The following is an 18,652-nucleotide window of genomic DNA, read 5'->3' as shown; positions in this document are numbered from 1 at the left end:
GGGACGGGACGTCGAGTTTGCGGTAGACGCGGGACAGGTGGGTCTCCACCGTGCGGGGGCTGAGGAAGAGCCGCTCGGCGATCTCGCGGGTGCGCAGCCCCGTCGCGGCCAGCTCGGCGATCTCCAGTTCGCGGTCGCTGAGCAGGCCGCGCGGGTGCGCGGTGCGGCAGTCCGTCGACAGTTCGGCGCGGGCGCGGGTCACCTGCTCCGTCACGAGCAGCGCCGGGTGCGTCCGGGTGACCGCCTCGGCCGTGCCCAGGCGGTCGAGGGCCGCGGCCGGTCCGTGCGCCTCGTGGAAGGCGCGGGCGCCGGTCGCCAGGGTCCAGGCGTACTGCACCGGCATCCCGGCGGACCGGAACGCCTCCGCGGCCCGGGCGAAGTGCCCGGCCGCCGCGCCGTGGTCGCCGTCGGCCAGCTGGAGCCGGGCCCGGGCGCACCGCGCGTGGGCCTCCTGGACGGGCAGCCCGAGCCGCCGGGCCTCCGCCTCGGCGGTCCGGACCAGCCGCTCCGCCTCCGCCCGGTCCCCGCACTCCAGGGTGGCGGTCGCCAGCACGGCCAGCAGGAACGGCCGGGAGAAGGGCCGGACCAGGGGCAGCCGCTCGTCGGGCCCGCCGTCCAGCAGGGTCCGCCGGCACCCGGCCGGGTCACCGCCGAGCAGCCGGGCCTGGGCGAGCAGGCCGGTCGCCGAGGCCGCCCACCAGCTGTGGCCGGACGGGACCGCCTCCGTCGCCTCCTCGACCAGCGCCACGGCGTCGGCGGCGCCCTCCCGACCGCGGGCCCAGACGAGCGCCGTCGCGCGGATCGCCCGTGCCAGGGCCAGCGCGGGCCGCACGCCCAGGCAGCGGGCGAGGTCCTCGGCCTCCGCGGCGTGCTGCCGGGAGGACTCCAGGCGGCCGGTCCACTGCTCGGCCACCGCGAGCCCGAGCAGGCGGTGGAGCAGGACGGGCCGCTGGGGCCTCCGGCGGTCGGCGGCCGGTCCGCGGTGGTCGGCCGTCGGTCCGCGGCGGTCGGTGGTCAGCCCGTGGCGGTCGGCGGTCAGCTCCTGGCGGTCGGCCGTCAGCCCGCGGCTCAGGTGGCGGGCCGCGTCGGCGAACCGCTCCAGGTAGAGCTCGGCGCTGCCGAGCAGGGCCAGGGTCTCCGGGGTGCGGCCGGCCATCGGGTCCGGCAGGGCGTCGACCAGCCGGGCGCAGTGGGTGACCTCGTCCAGGGCCTCGGCCAGGTCGCCCGCGTGGGTGACGCAGAGCGCGTCGAGCACCCGTAACACGATGCGGTCCGGCTCGCCGGCGCCGGCGCCATCCGCGTCCGCGTCTCCGTCGCTGGAGGCGGGGCCGGGGCCGCCGCCGTGCCCGTCGGCCCCGGCCGGGACCCGGACGGCTTCCCGGAGCAGGGCCCGGGCCTGGTCGTGGGTGCCGCGCAGGACGTGGACCAGCCCGTGCTCGATGACCAGTTCGGCGGCCTCGGCCGGCAGCGGCGACGGCAGCGGCCGGGGCAGCAGGCGGAGGGCCGCGTCGGCCAGGGCCGCCGCCTCCGCGTAGCGGCCGAGCTGCCGCTCGGCGCCGACGCAGACCGCGTACGCCTGGCACAGCTGCCGCTCGTCGAGCGTCGCGGCCCGGCGGCCCAGCAGTTCGTGCGCCCGGGTGCGGGCCTCGCCCGGGTGGCCCGAGGCGATCAGGGCGCGGCAGCGGGCGAGTTCCATCGCGTTCCGGGCGGCGGCGTCGGCTGCTCTGTCCCCTCCGTCGGGCAGGGCCTCCAGGGCCAGTCCGAGCCAGCGGGCGGCGGTGGCCGGTTCCAGCGCCGCGATCTCCGCGGCCCCGTCCGCCAGGGTGCGCGCGGCGAGGGCCGCGTCGCTGCCCAGCAGGTGCTCGGCGTGCCGGGCCCGGTCGCGGGCGCGCCCGTCCCGGCCGGTGATGAGTTCCAGGGCGCGGCGGTGGGCGCGCAGCCGGAAGGACAGCCCGGCCCGCTCGTGCGCGACGTGGCCGACCACCGGGTGGCGGAAGGCGAGCCGGCCCTGCCAGTCGGCCTGCCGCAGCAGGCCGGCCTCCTCCAGTTCGGCGAGCGCGTCGAGGGTGCGGTCCGCCCCCAGGCCGGAGAGCCGGGCGACGTCCTCCGGCCGGAACGGGCTGCCGGCCACGGCCGCCGCGGACGCGGTGAGCGCCGCGGGCGGCGTCAGCGCGTCGAGTTCGGCGACCAGCGGTTTCGCCGCGCGCAGCAGCCCGACCAGGTCGGTGCCCGCCCGCTCGGGCCAGTGCTCGGGCTGCCAGCGCGCCGCGACGAGCAGGCGCAGGTAGCGCGGATTGCCCTCGGCCGCGGCGCACAACCGGGCGGCGAACGCGCGGAGTTCGGCCGGGGTGCGGGCTCCGGGCTCCCCGTCGGCGGGCCGGTCGGCCAGCAGGACGGCCACCTCCTCGGCGGTGAGGGCGCGGGGTTCGACCCGGGTCACCGTCCCGGCCCGCACCCCGTCCTGCAGCGCGGCCCGGAGGGCGGGCGCGGTCTGCCCGGGCCGGTGGGCGACCGCGAGCAGGAACGGGGCGGGCGTCACCGACCGCACCAGCCGGACCAGCAGCGCCGTCGACGCCGGATCGCACAGGTGGACGTCGTCCAGCACCACGAGGTGCCCCGCCGCCCAGGCGAGCGGCCGGCCGTCCGGGCCGTCGAGCCGCTGCTCGGGCCCGGCTAGTTGCTGCCCCGACCTGTCGAGCCGCTGCTCCGGCCCGTCGAACCGCTGCTCCGGCCCGTCGAGCCGCTGCTCCGGCCCGTCGAGCCGCTGCTCCGTCTCGCCGTCGTCGCCCGCCGACTCCCGGGCGTCGCGGAAGACCTGCCACGGGCCGGTGCCGCCGCGCCGGGCGTGGGCCCGGGCCACCGGGACCCCGCGCCGTGCGGCCAGCTCCAGGAGCGCCCCGGCCAGGCGGGTCTTCCCGATCCCCGGCTCCCCGGGCAGCTCGACGACCGAGCCCCGGCCGCGTTCCAGCGCGAGCACGGCCCGGGTGAGCACGGAGAGTTCGGCCTCCCGCCCCACGAGCCGGCCCCCGGCGGGCCGTTGCTCCCCGACGAGCTGCTCCGCGGCGAGGTGCCCGGCCGGAGAACTGTTGTGCTGCAAGGCGCTTGCCCACTTCCGTTGTCGACGCGAGGTGCCCCACCCGGCCCGCCCCGGACGCCCCGCCGCCGCCGCGCCCCTCGGCGGACCTCCCCGGCGGGGCCGGGCGGTCCTGACGACTCGGCGGCGTCGACCGGGTGCGCCCTGACACGGGCGGCCCGGGAGATACGTACGGAGATTACGTGCTCCCCCTGACGCTTCCGCGGGCGTGCTCGATGAAGCTGGCCTCTCCCGACCTTCCGATCCGGAGGACAACGTGAAACTCAGGAGCATGGCGGTGGCCGCCGCACTCGGCGCCACCGTCCTCACCACGGTGCCGGTGGTCACCGCCCCGTTCACCGCCTACGCGTCCTGCGTGGACGACCACTCCACCTGCGGCAACGAGGACCCGCCGCCGCCGGAGGACCCGGACGACCAGGACCCGCCGATCATCGACTTCCCCGACCCCGGCTACCCCGACTACCCGGGCGACGACCCGGGGCCGGCGACGGGCAGCCTGCCGACCGTCATCACCAACGGGTCCAACGTCAGCGAGGCGCCCGTGCCCGTGGCGGACGCCACCCTGCCCACCGTCGTGGTCACCGGCACCGCCACGCCAGCCCCCGCACCGGCCGACCCGGCCATCCCCGGCAACACCGGAGCCGTCGGCGGGGGCGGCGAGGACAGCACCCCGGGCGCGGTGCTGTACCGGCTCGGGAAGCTCTGGGAGAAGCACGAGAACTGCTACCGCAACGGCAACTCCATGCCGTACAAGGTGTCGGAGACCGTCAAGTACGACGTCACCTACCAGGTCAGCACCAACATCTCGGCGAAGGCGGTCGACGTGCTCACCGCCACGATCGGCACCCAGCTCAACACCACGATCAGCCGCAGCCAGACCGTCGACTTCACCCTCAACCCGGGCGAGAGCTGGTCGCTGTTCGTCGAGTACCAGACCAACGTCTACCGGATCACGACCTTCGACTACTGGAGCCTCTCGTACAAGACCGAGTTCGTGAACGTCACGGCCCCGACCGGCGTCGTGACCCCGCGCCCCTGCTGAGGCCGGTCCCGTCCTGATGCCCCGCCACCCCTCCGAACCGGCGGCACGACCGGCCACGCCCGTCGTGCCGGTCGTGCCGCCGCTCGACGCGGAGGTGATCCCCGGACCGGCCCGGGCCGCGGCGCTGGCCGCCCTCGCCGCGCTCACCGCGGCCGTCCGGCGCCACCTCGGCGACCCCGACCTGTTCCACCGCCCCCGCTACCGGATGAAGGCGCACCACCGCCACCTCGCCGGGCTGACGGGCGAACAGGCGACCGCCCGGATCGCCGAGGCCGCCGAGGCCCGGGCCGCGGCCGGGCTGCTGGCCGTTCACTCGGTCCGCGCCGAACGCGCCGAACGGCCCGACCGCCGCCCCTGCTTCACCCCGGACGCCCTCGCCGAACTGCACGGGCTGCTCGTCGCCGCCGACCCCAACATCCCCGGCACCGGCGGCTTCCGGAACGCCACCGCCAGGGTGAACTGGCCCGACGGGCGGCGCTTCGTGATGACCGTCCGCCCCGGCCGCGACCTGCGCGACCACGTCCGGCGCTGGCACGAGTGGGGCACCCGGACCACCTCGCCGCCACTGGACGCCGCGGCGCTCGGCATGGTGCGGCTGCTCACCGTCCACCCCTTCCCCGACGCCAACGGCCGCACCGCCCGGCTCCTCGCGGAGTGCGACCTGGTGGCCGCCGGCCTCCTGCCCGGCCTCCTGCTCGACCTCGAAGGCTGGACCGAACGCCACCGGGCCGAGCACGATCGGGCGGTGGTCGCCGCCGCCCGAGGCCGACTTCCCCGCTGGGGCGAGCTGTTCGCCCGCACCGTCACCGACACCGCCCGCCACCGGACCGCGACCGTCGAGACCTACGGCGCCCTGATCGACGCCGCGATCGCCCGCACCGACGGCGACGCCGCCGAGACAGCCGTCCTCAACTGCCTCCGCACCGCCCCGGCCCTCTCCGCGACCTGGCTCCACGGCCGCATCCCGCACGACCCGGCCCCACCCCTCGACCGCCTCCGCAACGCCGGAATCCTCACCCCCCACCCCCGCCTCCCGGGCGCCCTGATCCACCCTCAGGCCCTGGCCGTCCTGGACACCCCGTACGAAGACCCCCCGCCCTGAGGTCACAGTGAAGCCGCCCCCAACCCCACCCGCCCCAACGGAGGCCAGGGCAAACGGCGGGTGGCGGTGGCTTCGCCCCGGTCGGTGGCAGCTTTGGCACGGACGGTACCGGCACGGTCGCTGGCCCCTTGTTGGAGCAACCCCCGCGAGCGCGGGGCCGAGAGGTCGATGCGGGTGAAGGTGGCGTGGGCGGCGGAGCAACCCCCGCGAGCGCGGGGCCGAGCGCCACCAGCCCCGCGCCCCGCCGTCGCCCAGCGAGCAACCCCCGCGAGCGCGGGGCCGAGGGCGCGTCGTACACGCCGATGAGGGTCAGGTCGGAGCAACCCCCGCGAGCGCGGGGCCGAGAGCAGGATCCCACGGCCGCCGACTTGTCCTCGGGAGCAACCCCCGCGAGCGCGGGGCCGAGAGGGCGTAGGCGGCGGCCTTGAGGGACAGCCCGGAGCAACCCCCGCGAGCGCGGGGCCGAGGAGGTCGGTGTAGTCGCCGCGGTAGGAGTGCGGGAGCAACCCCCGCGAGCGCGGGGCCGAGTGGCGCGGGGCGTTCACCTCGTACTGGTAGCTGGAGCAACCCCCGCGAGCGCGGGGCCGAGGCTTGGTGACCTGGGGTGTTGCGGGTCAAGTGGTGGTGATTTTGTCAGGTGGATTTGTTGGGAGAGCTTGCATCGTCTGGTCGCTGTCCGGAGATTGTCGGTTGGGTCCTCTACGCTGCGGAGCGTAGTGGATCGGAGGCATGAGGTGGGCGGACTTGTGCAGGGGAGAGGGCTTTCAGGGGAAGTGGCGGGGTGGTTGGGGGCGTTGTGGGGGAAATCGGCGGGGAGGGCCGGGGGAGCGACGAACCTGCTGATTTCGCACATGTTGGACACTGCGGCGGTGGCTGAGGTGATGTGGGACGAATACCTTCCGCCGGTCACGCGTCGGCGATTGGACGTGGTGGCGGGTAGGCGGGGTCGGGGGCGGTTGTTGTTCGTGTGGCTTTGTGGTGTGCACGACGTGGGGAAGGCGACTCCGGCTTTTCAGTTCATGGACGCGGCGGGAGCCGCTGCGGTGCGGGCGGCGGGGTTGGGGTGGAATGAGTACGCCGTCGCGGGTGGGAGGAGGTGGCGGCACGACCGGGCGGGTGGCCGGGTGCTGCGGGGGCTGCTTGCCGAGGCCGGTTGGGCGGAGGAGCAGCGGGCTTGGGTGTGGCCGTTGGTGGCGGGGCATCACGGCACGTTCCCGACGGTGGGGGATCTGGCTCCGCCGAAGAAGAACGAGGAGTTCCAGGGGCGTGGGGCCGCCTGGCGCGGTGCCCAGGCCGCGTTGGTCGAGGTCTTCAGCCGGGAGGTCGGCTTCGGCGGTGAGTGTCCGTTGGACGAGGTCCAGCCCTGCGAGGTGCCGTCGCGCACGGTGCAGCTCCAGCTGTCGGGGCTGATCGTGATGGCGGACTGGATCGCCAGCAACGAGCGGTACTTCCCCGGTGTCGCCGATCTCGGGCGCGTCTCGTGGGAGGGCGCGCGCAAGCGGGCCGGTGCGTCGTGGTCCGCGCTGGGGCTGCGCGGTGGGTGGGGGCAACTCGCTCTGCCTGGGGTCGAGTTGTTCCAGGACAGGTTCGGCGAGGAGCCCCGGTCGTCGCAGCGGATGGTGCTGGAGGTGGTTCGCCGGATGGGGGGCCCGGGGCTGGTGGTCATCGAGGCGCCGATGGGGGAGGGGAAGACGAAGGCGGCGCTCGCGGCGGCCGAGGTGCTGGCGGCCCGGAGCGGTGCGGACGGAGTGTTCCTGGGCATGCCGACCCAGGCGACGGCCGACCCGATGTTCACTCAAGTCCGTTCTTGGGTGGGCGAGATCGACAGACCGCTCGCTGACCAGGTGGCGTTGCTGCACGGCAAGCGGATCTTCAACAAGGAGTGGCGCGCGCTCCTCGACGGCGATGGCGCCGACACCTTCGAGGCGGACGACTGCTACGGCTCGGTGGGCGAGGACGAGTACGGGATGGCCTGGTCCTTCGGGGCGGAGGAGCCGCAGCGGCGGGGTCCCTCCGAGTGGTTCCTCGGGCGGCGGCGCGGTCTGCTCAGCCCGTTCGCGGTCGGTACCGTCGACCAGCTCCTCCAGGCCGCGACCCGGACCAAGCACGTGATGCTGCGGATGGCCGGCCTGGTCGGCAAAGTGGTGATCCTGGACGAGGTGCACGCCGCGGACGTCTACATGTCCCAGTTCCTGCTGGAGGGCCTGCGCTGGCTCGGGCAGGCGGGCGTCCCCGTCCTCCTCCTGTCGGCGACGATCCCGCCCGAGCAGCGCCACGACCTGGTGGCGGCGTACCTGGCCGGAGCGCGGTCCGTCGAGACCGTGCCGGAGGTCGAACTCCCGCAGCCGGACGGCTACCCGAACGTGACGGCCGCATGGATGGGAGAGGACGGTCCGCAGGTGCTGGTGGAGAGCGCGGAGACCTGGCGGCCCGACCTGGAGGTCGAGGTGCGCGTCCTCGACGAACCGGTGGCCGATCCGGGGGGCGAGGACCCGTCGGGTCCGACCGCCGAGGCCGTTGCGGAGTACCTGGAGGGTCAACTCGTCGACGGCGGCTGCGCATTGGTCATCCGCAACACCGTCGACCGGGCCCAGCGCACCTTCGAGGCGCTGCGCGCGAAGTTCGCCGACCAAGAGGTGCACCTGCTGCACGGCCGGCTCCACGCCGGGCACCGCGCCGACCGCACCGCGGCGGTGCTGGGGGCGCTCGGTCGGCGTGACGACGGCCGGCCGCGTCCCCGGCGGATGGTGGTCGTCGCCACGCAGCTCGCCGAGCAGTCCTTCGACGTCGACGCGGACCTGCTGGTCACGGACCTCGCGCCGATCGACCTGCTGTTGCAGCGCATCGGCCGTCTCCACCGCCACGACGGCAACCCGCGCCCGCCCCGGCTCGCCCGTCCGACGGTCGTCGTGACGGGGCTGCGCCGGGCAGGCGGCGGAGTCCCGTGGCTGCTCCCGGCCGCGGAGCGGATCTACGGGCGCTGCCCGCTGCTCCGCACGGCGGCCGAGGTGATCGCGGCCAGCGGCGGCGGGTGGGGCATCCCGGGCCGGGTCCCGGAGTTGGTCGCCCGGGTCTACGGCGCCGATCGGATGGTCCCGCAGGAGTGGGCCGACGAGGAGTCGGCGGCGCGGAAGACCTGGATCGAGGACCGGCGCGGGCGCCGGGAGGCGGCCGCGCCGTTCCTGCTCACCCGGGTCGGTGAACACGGGCAGCCGACCTTGGAAGGGCTCCACTACGCGGGCCGGGGCGCACTGCGTGACGGGCAGTTGGAAGCCCTGGTCAGGGACGGCGATCCGAGCACGGAAGTGCTCATGGTCCGCCGGGTCGGTGGTGGCTATCGCACGATGACCGGCCGGGCGCTGGGCCCGAACGGCGAGACCGCGGCCGACCTGCTGGATGACGTACTCATCGGCACCGTCCGGCTCCCGGCCAAGCTCACCGAGGCGGTGGAGCGGCACGGCCTCGGTCCGTTGCCGGGTTGGCGTGACCATCCCTGGCTGCGCTACGGCAGGGCGCTGGAGCTGGACGAACGGGACGAGACACAGCTCGGCGACTGTCGGATCCGGTACGACGACCGGCTCGGCCTGGTTGTGACCGGCCGCCCGTAGCGCCTGGTAGGGGGTGGGCAAGAGAAGTCTTGGCCACCCCCAACCCCGCGAGCGCGGGGCCCACTTGGTGCCGACCCGACCGCGGAAAAACGGCTAGGGGCCATCCCCTTCGGGCGAAGCCCCGGGGCAGGTGGCAATTCAAGCATTCGCCCTTCACCGATCGGTGGCTGGTGCCACTATGAAGGACAAGCCACTTCCAAAAAAGGCTAGTTGAGGGATACGACTGTGCCCGTGTACAACCTGGCGGACGAACCGTGGCTGGCCCCGCGCCTGCTCGACGGAGGCCCGCCCGTCCACCTGGGAATCGCCGAAACGCTGACGCGGGCGGACGAGTTCGACGGACTGTCCGTCGACTTCGCCACGCAACTCCCCGCCGTGCTGCGTCAAGTGCTTCTGCCGGTGGTCGTAGCCGCGCTGGGGGCGCCCGAAACAGCGGCGGCTCAAGGTGAGCGGCTGGCCAGGGGCGGGTTCACCGTGCGGGAGAAGGAGCGTCTGCTCGCCTACCTGGCCGAGCACCGGGCGCGCTTCGACCTGTTCGACGAGGCCGTGCCCTTCGCCCAGGTGGCCGGTCTGCGGACGGCGAAGGGCGAGACGAAGGGTGCCGCCGTGCTGGTGGTCACCGCGGCGAGCGGCAACAACGTGCCGTTGTTCGCCAGCCGTTCGGACGCGGACCAGCTCGACCTGACGCCCGCCCAGGCCGTCCACTGGCTCCTGCACACCCACTGCTGGGACACCGCCGCGATCAAGACCGGCGTCGTCGGGGACGACAAGGCGAAGGCCGGCAAGACCATGGGCAACCCGACCGGGCCCCTCGGCCAGCTCGGTGTGATCGTCCCGATGGGGCGCACCCTGTACGAGACGCTGCAACTGAACATCCCGGTCACCGCGGGCGCGAACCTGGGCAAGCCTCAATGGGAGCGCCCTCCCGGCACGCCCGCCTGGGAACAGCGGTCGGCCACCGGCCTGCTCGACCTGTGGACGTGGCAGGCGCGGCGCGTCCGCCTGATCCCGCACCAGGACGACGGGGGAGCGCTGAAGGTGGCCCGCGTCGTGATCAGCGCCGGCGACCGCCTCTCCACAACGCCGGAGTGGGAGCCGCACACCGCTTGGACGTTCACCGCACCGGCCAAGAAGACGCCGAACCACGCCCCCGAGCGTCGGCCGCGCCGCCACCCGCAGGGCAAGGCCGTCTGGCGCGGGCTGGACGCGCTGCTCGCCCCCGTCCGGCAGAACGACGAGGGCGTCTTCGAGACCAGCGTGCTGCTTGACCGGATCGGCGCCCTCCAGGAGGACGCGCAGCTGCCGGCCGACTATCCGCTTCGGGTCGAGACCTTCGGCATGGTGTACGGCACGCAGTCCTCGGTGGTCGAGGACGTCGTCCACGACACCATCCCCTTGCCCCTGCTCGCCCTCCAGCAGGACTCCGGAACGCGGCTGTTCCTGCTGGACGTCGCCGAGCAGGCCGAGCGGCTCGCCCGGGCTCTCAACGACCTCTCTGCGGATCTGCGCCGCGCGATCGGGGCCGATCCGATCCCCTGGGACAAGGGCCAGCGGCCCGGTGAACCACTGCTGCACGTCCTCGACCGCCTGGTCCGCCGGATGCTGGCCGGAGCCCGGGCGGCCGGCGGGGACGAAGAGCTGCTGGAACGCGGCCGGTTCGCCTGGGAAGAGGCGGCGGCCCGGCGGACCTGGGAACAGGCGGCCGCCCTGCTGGCGGCGGCCCCCGCCGGCGCGTTCACCGGACGGACCGTCAGCCAGACGGGAAAGCAGGGCAAGACCCGCACCTTCTCCCTCGGCAGGGCGGCCGACAAATTCCGCCGCGAGGTCCACGACATCCTCCCGCGCCACGCGCACACCGCTCGTGCCACCGCGCGGGACCGGTCCGGCGCGCTCGACGACACCGAGAACCTCTCTTCCGGAGACCACGTTGACGACTGATCAGCCCGCCGCTCGACGGCGCTACTGGCACGAGTACACCGCTCCCCACCACGGCTGGCGCACCGACCCCCGCACGGGACAGCCGGGTCGGCCGCCCGGCGAGGAGCTGGCCGCCCTGCGCTCCGGGCTCGGGCGACCGGTGATGGACAGCTCGAAGATGTGGCCGTACTACAGCACCGAGGTCGACGACGTACTGGCCCTCCAGAACCGGGTCTCCGACGAGCAACAGGCCGAACACGCCGCGCTCGCCCTCTACGGCCTGCACCAGCAGGGCCAGAGCAGGCCGATGCACCGCTCCGGCGTCAAACTCGGCCGGGCCCTGCGCGAACTGCGCCGCCACGGCAAGTACAGCGAGAACGCGCTGGACGCCAGGGTCGGCCAACTGGCCGCCGCGACCAGCGTCCCGGCCCTCCTGGTCCACCTGCGGGGCCTGGTCACCCAGCTGCGGACGGTCGGCCAACCCCTCGACTACGACCACCTGATGGCCGACATCCGTGCCTGGCACCAGCCCGAGCGCCGACCCCAGGTCCGGCTCAAGTGGGCCCTGGGCTACCAGGCGTGGCAGAACAAGACCTCCGTCGGCGACGAGTGACCACCGCCCACAACCGAACCCCGTCCCCGCCTCGTCAGGAGAAGCGCGTGCCTTCCCGTTCCCGGCTCTACGTCGACGTCCACATCCTGCAGACCGTCCCGCCGGCCAACCTCAACCGCGACGACAACGGCAGCCCCAAGGAGGCGTACTTCGGCGGCAAGCGCCGCTCCCGCGTCTCCTCCCAGGCATGGAAGCGTGCCACCCGTGTGCACTTCGCGGAGCGCTACGAGCCGCAGGACCTCGGCACCCGGACCAAGCGCATCGCCGGCAAGCTCGCCGAGCGCCTCGCCGCCCGTGCCGACCTGCGCGCCGAGGACGCGCAGCGCATCGCAGGGGCGCTGCTGAAGCCGATGGGCATCGCCGCGGGCAAGAAGGCGGGCGACACCGCTTACCTGCTGTTCTACGGCCGCCGACAGCTGGAGGGCATCGTCGACCTGGTCGCCGCCGACGCGGCGGAGTTGGCGGCGCTGGACGACCAGCAGTTGGAGGAGCGGGTGAAGAACCTGCCGGTCCGCGAGCAGCTCCAGCAGGGCCACCCCGTCGACGTCGCACTGTTCGGCCGGATGGTCGCCGACATCCCCGGCCTCAACGTCGACGCCGCCACCCAGGTCGCGCACGCCCTCTCCACCCACGCCACCGAGCTCGAGTTCGACTACTACACGGCCGTGGACGACGAGACCGGCGACGAGGAGACCGGCGCCGGAATGATCGGCACCATCGGCTTCAACTCGGCGACCCTGTACCGCTACGCCACCGTCGGCCTGCACCAGCTGACCGAGAACCTCGACGAGGAGAAGACCGCCGTCGAGGCCGTCGACCTGTTCGTCGACTCCTTCGCCCGCTCCATGCCCACCGGCTACGGAAACTCCTTCGCCCACCGCACCCGGCCCAGCCTGGTCGCCGTCGTGGTCCGCACCGACCAGCCCGTCAACCTGGTCTCCGCGTACGAGAACGTCGTCCCGGTCGGCGACGGCATCCTCGCCGAATCGGCCCGCCGCCTCGCCGCCGAGTACCGCACCGCCACCTCCCAGTGGGGCGACGAACCGCTCCACACCGCCATCTGCCACACCCTGGACGCCGCGAGCCCCGAAGCGGCCGCGCTCGCCGAGGCGTTCGGCGCCAACCGCACCTTCGCCGAACTCCGCGAGGGCCTGCGCACCGTCCTCACCGAGCGGACGGCGGCACGCTGATGCCCGCCAACGCCACCTCGCCGGACGACCGGGCAGTCCTCCTGCTGCGGCTCGCCGGACCGCTCCAGTCCTGGGGTGACCGCAGCGCCTTCAACCGCCGCGACACCACCCCGCAGCCCACCAAGTCCGGCGTCCTCGGGCTGCTCGCCGCAGCCGCCGGCCGCCCCCGCGGAGCGGACCTCACCGACCTGGTCGGCCTCCGGCTCGGCGTCCGAGTGGACCAACCGGGAACGCTGCTGCGCGACTACCACACCGTCAGTGACTACCGCGGTCTGCCGCTTCCCCAGGCCGGAGTCAACGCGAAGGGCGTCCAGAAGCCCACGTCGCCCGGCAAATACACTCATGTGACGCACCGCCACTACCTCCAGGACGCGGTGTTCCTCGTCGCCGTCGAGGGGCCGACGGAGCTGATCACCACGCTCGGCGAGGCCGTCACCCGCCCGGCCTTCCCACTCGCCCTCGGTCGCCGCTCCTGCGTGCCCACCCAGCCGCTGAGCCTCGGCGTCCGCCGCGGCACGCCGCTGGAGACGGCCCTCGCCGAGGAGCCCTGGCATGCGAACGAACAGACCAGGAAGACGTACGAACGACAGGGGAAACGCGGCCCGGCCCCGCTCCGTACCGACCGGATCGACCTGGCGGCCAGTTTCGACGACCCGCACGGGGACGACACCTGCCAGGACGTCCCGCTGAGCTTCGACCCGCGTCGGCGCGGCTTCACCAGCCGCACGGTCCGGCACGCCTGGCTCAGCGTCCCCACCGGCCTCCGGGCCGCCGTTCCCACCGAGCCGCCCGCCGACGGCGGCCACGACCCCTTCGCCCTGCTGGGCTGGTGACCCGACCCATGACCTACCTCTCCCGCATCCGCATCAACCCCCTGCGCGCGGCCAGCCGCACCCTGCTCGCCAACCCGCGCGCCCTGCACGGGGCCGTCCAGGCCGGAGTCCCCGACCAGGCACCCGGCGACCGGATCCTCTGGCGCCTCGACACCGACCACCCACGACGGCCCCACCTCCTGGTCCTCACCCCCGGCAAGCCCGACTGGACCCACCTCGTCGAACAGGCCGGATGGCCCGACGCCGGCGGTGAGCACTACGCGGTCCGCGACTACAGCCCGCTGCTCGCCCAACTCGCCCTCGGCCGCGAGTTCGCCTTCCGCCTCACCGCCAGCCCCGTGCAGAACACCGCCAGCCCCGTCGCGGGCAGCACCCACCGCACCAAGACCGCCGCCGAACTCCACCGCCGCTCCTACCGCGTCCCCCACCGCACCGCCGGACACCAACTCGCCTGGTTCCTCGAACGCACCCCGCGCTGGGGCTTCACCGTCCCCGAAGCCCGCACCGACGCGCCCGCCCCCGGGCTGACCACCCCGGACGACGACGGGCCGCCGGCCCGCGAGGTCCGGATCATCGACCGCGACCGGCGCACCTTCGCCAAACCTGGCACTCGCACCCCCGTCACCCTCACCACCGCCACCTTCGAAGGACATCTGCGGATCAGCGACCCCGCCCTCCTGCGGACCGCCCTCCTCGAGGGCATCGGCCCCTCCAAGGCGTACGGCTGCGGGCTGCTCACCCTCGCCCCGCTCCCCGGCGGAGCCCGCTGACCGATGGCCGACATCTGGTGGAAAGCCCATCCCCACGACCTGCACCGCCTCTCCGACCGCATCTCCAGCGTCTACGTCGAGCGCAGCCACATCGACCGCGACGAGAACGCCGTCGTGGTCATCAACAAGCGCGAGACAGTCCGCGTCCCCGCTGCCATGGTCGCCGTCATGCTCCTCGGCCCCGGCACCCGGATCACCCACGGCGCGGTCAACCTCCTCGCCGACTCCGGAACCACCGTGTGCTGGGTCGGCGAGCAAGGTGTCCGCATGTACGCGGCCGGACTCGGGCCGAGCCGCGGCGTTGGGCTCTTGAACCGGCAGGCGTGGCTGGTCAGCCGGACCAAAGAACGGCTCGCCGTCGCCCGCGCGATGTACCGCATGCGCTTCCCCGGCGAAGACGTGGACGGCGCGACGATGCAGCAACTGCGCGGCCGCGAAGGCGCCCGGATCCGCAAGCTCTACCAGGCGCACTCGCGCCGCACCGGTGTCCCCTGGAACGGACGCGTCTACCAGCCAGGAGACGCACACGCCGCCGGCGACGACCTCAACCGCCTCCTCTCCGCCGCCAACGCCGCGCTCTACGGCATCTGCCACGCCGTCATCACCGGCCTCGGCGCCAGCCCCGGCCTCGGCTTCGTCCACACCGGCCTGGCGACGTCCTTCGTCCTCGACATCGCGGACCTCTACAAAGCCGAATACACCGTCCCCCTCGCCTTCGACCTCACCGCCCGCGGCCACACCGAAGAACGCGACGCCCGCCTCGGCCTGCGCGACCGCATCGCGGAGGACCGCCTCCTCGGCCGGATCGTCCGCGACGTCAAAGCCCTCCTCACCCCGGACGGCCTCGACCTGGAGGACCAAGACGTCAACCAGTTGTGGGACGAGAAGGTCGGCGCGGTCCAAGGCGGTGTCAACTGGTCCTCGACTGAAGGCGGTTCCACTCGCCATACCGTCGATCCGGACCTGGGCGATGAGGACGAACACCTGGCGATCGTCGGCCCCGAGTTCGACAACGAGCCGAAGCAGGAACCCCGATGACCGTCATCGTCCTGATCGCCGCCCCCGAGGGCCTACGCGGCCACCTCACCCGCTGGATGGTCGAAGTCCACGCGGGCGTCTTCGTCGGCAACCCCAGCCGACGCATCCGCGACCGCCTCTGGGAACTCCTCGCCACCCGCATCGGCACCGGCCAAGCCATCCTCGTCGAACCCGCCTCCAACGAACAAGGCTGGACCGTCCGCACCGCCGGCACAGACCGCTGGAAGCCCGTCGACTTCGACGGACTGATTCTCTCCGCCCGCCCGACCCGATAACATCGCAGGTCACGAAGCCTCGGCCCCGCGCTCGCGGGGATTGCCCCTTCGCGGTGAGCCCGTATTCCTGGGCGCGCCGCTCGGCCCCGCGCTCGCGGGGATTGCCCCTGGCGGGCCAGCCACAGCAGCTGCTCACGGTGCTCGGCCCCGCGCTCGCGGGGATTGCCCCCCGACGGCCGCCCGGCGCCCCTCCAACCGCCGCTCGGCCCCGCGCTCGCGGGGATTGCCCCAGGACGACACCGCGCGGTTGATCAGCACCCTTCTCGGCCCCGCGCTCGCGGGGATTGCCCCTCCAGGCCCACGGCCAGGACGCCGCGCAGCTCCTCGGCCCCGCGCTCGCGGGGATTGCCCCGCCGCCAGCCGCAGCTGCTCGTGGGTGGGGTGCTCGGCCCCGCGCTCGCGGGGATTGCCCCTGGGAGTCGTCGAAGAAGCGCCCGGGCATCACCTCGGCCCCGCGCTCGCGGGGATTGCCCCTGGGAGTCGTCGAAGAAGCGCCCGGGCATCACCTCGGCCCCGCGCTCGCGGGGATTGCCCCGGCACCAGGGCGGCGGAGCGGCGCTCGGTCCACTCGGCCCCGCGCTCGCGGGGATTGCCCTCAGCCCAACGACAGCTACTCCAAGATTGCCGCCTCGGCTCCGCGCTCGCGGGGATTGCCCCGGACAGGACGTCCGGGACTTCCAGCAGCGGCTCTCGGCCCCGCGCTCGCGGGGATTGCCCGTGCCAGCTGTCGAAGTTCCCCGAGGGCGGCTTCTCGGCCCCGCGCTCGCGGGGATTGCCCCCCGGCCCTGGCGGCCGGCGACTGCATCCGCGCCTCGGCCCCGCGCTCGCGGGGATTGCCCCTCCCGCTACACCGCGGTGGTGGCCGGCCGGTACTCGGCCCCGCGCTCGCGGGGATTGCCCCTCCGGCGCCGTCACCCCGCCCGGCGCGCCGGGCTCGGCCCCGCGCTCGCGGGGATTGCCCGAACGGGTCGCCGATGTTGGCTCCGGTCTTCTGCTCGGCCCCGCGCTCGCGGGGATTGCCCCTCGACCCGGCGGCCGAACTCGTCGCCTGGTGCCTCGGCCCCGCGCTCGCGGGGATTGCCCCTGCGGTGGCGAGCCCCCGGCGGGATTCACCTGCTCGGCCCCGCGCTCGCGGGGATTGCCCTTCTGGGACACCCGCCCGACCGGGCTCACGCGCCTCGGCCCCGCGCTCGCGGGGATTGCCCCGTGGTGTACATGGAGTACAGGCTGGCTCGCGACTCGGCCCCGCGCTCGCGGGGATTGCCCCTGGGAGATCCCCAGCGGCATCGTCGAGGACGGCTCGGCCCCGCGCTCGCGGGGATTGCCCCGTCTGGCCGGGCTCGCGGCGGGGCAGCGGCGTCTCGGCCCCGCGCTCGCGGGGATTGCCCCTGACCGCCGGCCGCCCCACCCCGAGGCGGCCCCTCGGCCCCGCGCTCGCGGGGATTGCCCCCTGATCTTCGAGCTGCGGGACAGCTCCGGCCCCTCGGCCCCGCGCTCGCGGGGATTGCCCGCAGGACCGCGCCGATGACGCCGGCGGCGATGCCTCGGCCCTACGCTCGCGGGGATTGCCCCTCGCCGCCGTCCGAACGCTCACCGCCGACTGGCTCGGCCCCGTGCTCGCGCGGATTGCTCCTCCTCAGCCCCGTGCTCGCGCGAACGTCATGGTGGCGCTGGTTGTACCGGGCACTTGTGGCCGGGGGCTGTCCTGTGGCGCATGTCGGCCCGCTTCCTGGACGCGGTGTAAGTGTCGCTGCGGTGCCTGAGCGGTTGGGCGGGCTCCGGCAGGGATTGGTCGGGGTTGTGTCGGAGCGGTGGCCACGCCGGGATGGCGTGGAGCTGCCGTGAGTCGCTCGTTCGCGAAGTGCGTTCCGAAATTGGCGCGTTGACCGGTCGTGGTCGGCAGCGGTGTGAGGGTGCGTCCGGACGTGCCGAGGCGCCGGTCCTCCCGGGGTGGGGGGACCGGCGCCTGGGGGTGGGTCAGCCGGGCCAGGTGCCGGTGAGGCGGCGGGTGGCGGTGGCTCCGCTGCGGTCGATGGCGGCTTTGACGAGGGCGAAGATCGCGCCCTGGAGGGTGGCGGCGAGCAGGACCTCGCGCCAGGTGCGGTCCTCGTCGGTGGCGTCCGGGGTGTCGTCGTCGTGGCCGATCAGCTTCCAGGTCTGCTTGAAGGCGACGCCCGCGAGCAGGCCGCCGACCACGCCGAGCGTCAGCCCGACCGGCTTGTACAGGATCTTGACCGCGTTCACTTCTGCTTCCGGCCGCGCAGCAGGAGCAGGGTGACCACCAGGACCGCGCCGCCGACCAGCAGCGGGGTGCGGTTGGCCCGGGCCGCCGCGACGGCGGACGCGGCCTTCTGCCGCAGTTGCTCCGGGGTCTTCTCGGCGGCCAGGTGACCGGCGTGGACCGCGGTGTCGCGGATCTGGGTGGCGGCCTGGTCCGCCTTCTCGAGCACCTGGTCCGGGGTCTTCTCCTTGACCAGGTCGGCGGCCTGCCCCGCCTTCTCCCGGAGCTTGCCGGTCAGTTGCGCGGCCTTCTCGGCGGCCTGTCCCTTGAGTTCTGCGGTCTTCTCCACGACCTGCTCCTTGACGTCTGCCTTGGCCGCCAACGCCTCGACCGTGCGGCCGAGGTCCTCGCGGGTGTGCTCGACCTGCTCACGGAGCCGGTCGGTCTCCGCCGATCCGTCGCCCTGGGGCTGCTCGTTCATCGGTGTGCCCTCTCCTTGATCTCGGCCACGTCGGCCTTCACGCTGTCGATGGTCTGCTCGGGCGCGGGAGCGCCGGCCCTGGCCACCTGCTTGCGGCCGGCCTGGACCAGGACCGCGGCGACCAGCGCGAGCAGGGCCGCGACGATCAGCGCCGACGCCCACACCGGCAGGGCCAGTGCGAGGGCGGCGATCGCCGCGACGACCACGGCCTGGGCCGCCAGGACGCCGACCAGGCCGGCCCCGCCGACCAGGCCGCCGCCCAGGCCGTAGCGCTTGCCCTTCTCGGTCAGCTCCGCCCGGGCCAACCGCATCTCCTCCCGGACCAGTTCCGAGAGTTGCTGCGACGCCCGCGTGACGAGGGCGCCCACCGGCTCCTCGCCGCCGTACCGGGTGCCGTCCCCGATGCCGCTGCTCATGGCCTTGCTCCTTCCTGCTGCCGTCCTGCTGCCGTCCTGCTCCCGTGCGCAT

Annotated in this window: 14 protein-coding genes and 2 CRISPR repeat arrays; of the genes, 10 read left to right on the top strand and 4 right to left on the bottom strand. The window is 74.1% G+C overall.

Annotated elements, in window-relative coordinates:
- Positions 1-3,097: LuxR C-terminal-related transcriptional regulator (locus ACIQVD_RS13240; protein WP_402288646.1), on the bottom strand; the 3,097-nt coding region annotated here is incomplete at its 3' end.
- Positions 3,098-3,350: 253 nt separating this feature from the next.
- On the opposite strand from ACIQVD_RS13240, the gene ACIQVD_RS13235 reads away from it, so the two are divergent.
- The 10 genes from ACIQVD_RS13235 to cas2e all read left to right on the top strand — a co-directional run bounded on the left by ACIQVD_RS13235 (position 3,351) and on the right by cas2e (position 15,482).
- Positions 3,351-4,136: a DUF6426 family protein gene (locus ACIQVD_RS13235; RefSeq protein ID WP_400684327.1), complete on the top strand. Its 786-nt coding sequence runs from the start codon at positions 3,351-3,353 to the stop codon at positions 4,134-4,136.
- Between the two features lie 73 nt (positions 4,137-4,209).
- Positions 4,210-5,238: a Fic family protein gene (locus tag ACIQVD_RS13230; protein ID WP_402288643.1), complete on the top strand. Its 1,029-nt coding sequence runs from the start codon at positions 4,210-4,212 to the stop codon at positions 5,236-5,238.
- Between the two features lie 133 nt (positions 5,239-5,371).
- A CRISPR array of direct repeats spans positions 5,372-5,827; the repeat unit is 28 nt; unit sequence GAGCAACCCCCGCGAGCGCGGGGCCGAG.
- 157 nt (positions 5,828-5,984) lie between these two features.
- Positions 5,985-8,846, top strand: coding sequence for a CRISPR-associated endonuclease Cas3'' (locus tag ACIQVD_RS13225; RefSeq protein ID WP_402288676.1), 2,862 nt, complete (start codon positions 5,985-5,987; stop codon positions 8,844-8,846).
- A gap of 225 nt (positions 8,847-9,071) precedes the next feature.
- Positions 9,072-10,784 carry a type I-E CRISPR-associated protein Cse1/CasA gene (casA, locus tag ACIQVD_RS13220; protein ID WP_402288641.1) on the top strand — a complete coding sequence of 571 codons (1,713 nt, stop codon included), beginning with the start codon at positions 9,072-9,074 and terminating at the stop codon, positions 10,782-10,784.
- Positions 10,774-11,376 carry a type I-E CRISPR-associated protein Cse2/CasB gene (casB, locus tag ACIQVD_RS13215; protein WP_402288639.1) on the top strand — a complete coding sequence of 201 codons (603 nt, stop codon included), beginning with the start codon at positions 10,774-10,776 and terminating at the stop codon, positions 11,374-11,376. Before casA ends, casB begins: the two co-directional genes overlap by 11 nt.
- A 47-nt stretch (positions 11,377-11,423) precedes the next feature.
- Complete coding sequence (cas7e, locus tag ACIQVD_RS13210; protein ID WP_402288636.1) at positions 11,424-12,566, top strand: type I-E CRISPR-associated protein Cas7/Cse4/CasC; 1,143 nt, start codon at positions 11,424-11,426, stop codon at positions 12,564-12,566.
- Positions 12,566-13,399: a type I-E CRISPR-associated protein Cas5/CasD gene (gene cas5e / locus ACIQVD_RS13205; protein WP_402288633.1), complete on the top strand. Its 834-nt coding sequence runs from the start codon at positions 12,566-12,568 to the stop codon at positions 13,397-13,399. The genes cas7e and cas5e overlap by 1 nt, the downstream gene beginning before the upstream one ends.
- 8 nt (positions 13,400-13,407) lie before the next feature.
- Complete coding sequence (gene cas6e, locus ACIQVD_RS13200) at positions 13,408-14,169, top strand: type I-E CRISPR-associated protein Cas6/Cse3/CasE (RefSeq protein WP_402288631.1); 762 nt, start codon at positions 13,408-13,410, stop codon at positions 14,167-14,169.
- Positions 14,170-14,172: 3 nt separating this feature from the next.
- The gene (cas1e, locus tag ACIQVD_RS13195) at positions 14,173-15,207 is read left to right on the top strand and encodes a type I-E CRISPR-associated endonuclease Cas1e (protein ID WP_402288628.1); all 1,035 of its coding nucleotides are present in this window, start codon (positions 14,173-14,175) and stop codon (positions 15,205-15,207) included.
- On the top strand, positions 15,204-15,482 hold the full coding sequence (gene cas2e, locus ACIQVD_RS13190; protein WP_402288625.1) for a type I-E CRISPR-associated endoribonuclease Cas2e: 279 nt from the start codon (positions 15,204-15,206) through the stop codon (positions 15,480-15,482). Before cas1e ends, cas2e begins: the two co-directional genes overlap by 4 nt.
- 18 nt (positions 15,483-15,500) lie before the next feature.
- A CRISPR array of direct repeats spans positions 15,501-17,115; the repeat unit is 28 nt; unit sequence CTCGGCCCCGCGCTCGCGGGGATTGCCC.
- Positions 17,116-17,459: 344 nt separating this feature from the next.
- On the opposite strand, the gene ACIQVD_RS13185 is transcribed toward cas2e, so the two are convergent.
- The 3 genes from ACIQVD_RS13185 to ACIQVD_RS13175 are packed head-to-tail and all read right to left on the bottom strand — an operon-like array spanning position 17,460 to position 18,600.
- Entirely contained in the window at positions 17,460-17,726 is a 267-nt protein-coding gene (locus ACIQVD_RS13185) for a DUF4235 domain-containing protein (protein WP_100839135.1), read from the bottom strand.
- Positions 17,723-18,184 (bottom strand): DUF3618 domain-containing protein, encoded by a 462-nt coding sequence (locus tag ACIQVD_RS13180; RefSeq protein ID WP_402288622.1) that lies wholly within the window; start codon positions 18,182-18,184, stop codon positions 17,723-17,725. Before ACIQVD_RS13180 ends, ACIQVD_RS13185 begins: the two co-directional genes overlap by 4 nt.
- Positions 18,181-18,600 (bottom strand): phage holin family protein, encoded by a 420-nt coding sequence (locus tag ACIQVD_RS13175; protein WP_400684340.1) that lies wholly within the window; start codon positions 18,598-18,600, stop codon positions 18,181-18,183. The genes ACIQVD_RS13180 and ACIQVD_RS13175 overlap by 4 nt, the downstream gene beginning before the upstream one ends.
- Positions 18,601-18,652 lie beyond the last annotated feature (52 nt).

It is taken from the genome of Kitasatospora sp. NPDC090308, assembly GCF_044769485.1.
GTDB lineage: Bacteria > Actinomycetota > Actinomycetes > Streptomycetales > Streptomycetaceae > Kitasatospora > Kitasatospora fiedleri.
The sequence above is the reverse complement of the archived record's forward strand: the minus strand, read 5'-3'. Positions and strand labels throughout refer to the sequence as shown.

Excerpts from the sequence above, each read along its gene's own strand:
- cas5e (WP_402288633.1), top strand. The coding sequence starts at position 12,566 with ATGCCCGCCAACGCCACCTCGCCGGACGACCGGGCAGTCCTCCTGCTG.
- cas6e (WP_402288631.1), top strand. The coding sequence starts at position 13,408 with ATGACCTACCTCTCCCGCATCCGCATCAACCCCCTGCGCGCGGCCAGC.
- cas1e (WP_402288628.1), top strand. The coding sequence starts at position 14,173 with ATGGCCGACATCTGGTGGAAAGCCCATCCCCACGACCTGCACCGCCTC.
- cas2e (WP_402288625.1), top strand. The coding sequence starts at position 15,204 with ATGACCGTCATCGTCCTGATCGCCGCCCCCGAGGGCCTACGCGGCCAC.
- ACIQVD_RS13180 (WP_402288622.1), bottom strand. The coding sequence starts at position 18,184 with ATGAACGAGCAGCCCCAGGGCGACGGATCGGCGGAGACCGACCGGCTC.
- ACIQVD_RS13175 (WP_400684340.1), bottom strand. The coding sequence starts at position 18,600 with ATGAGCAGCGGCATCGGGGACGGCACCCGGTACGGCGGCGAGGAGCCG.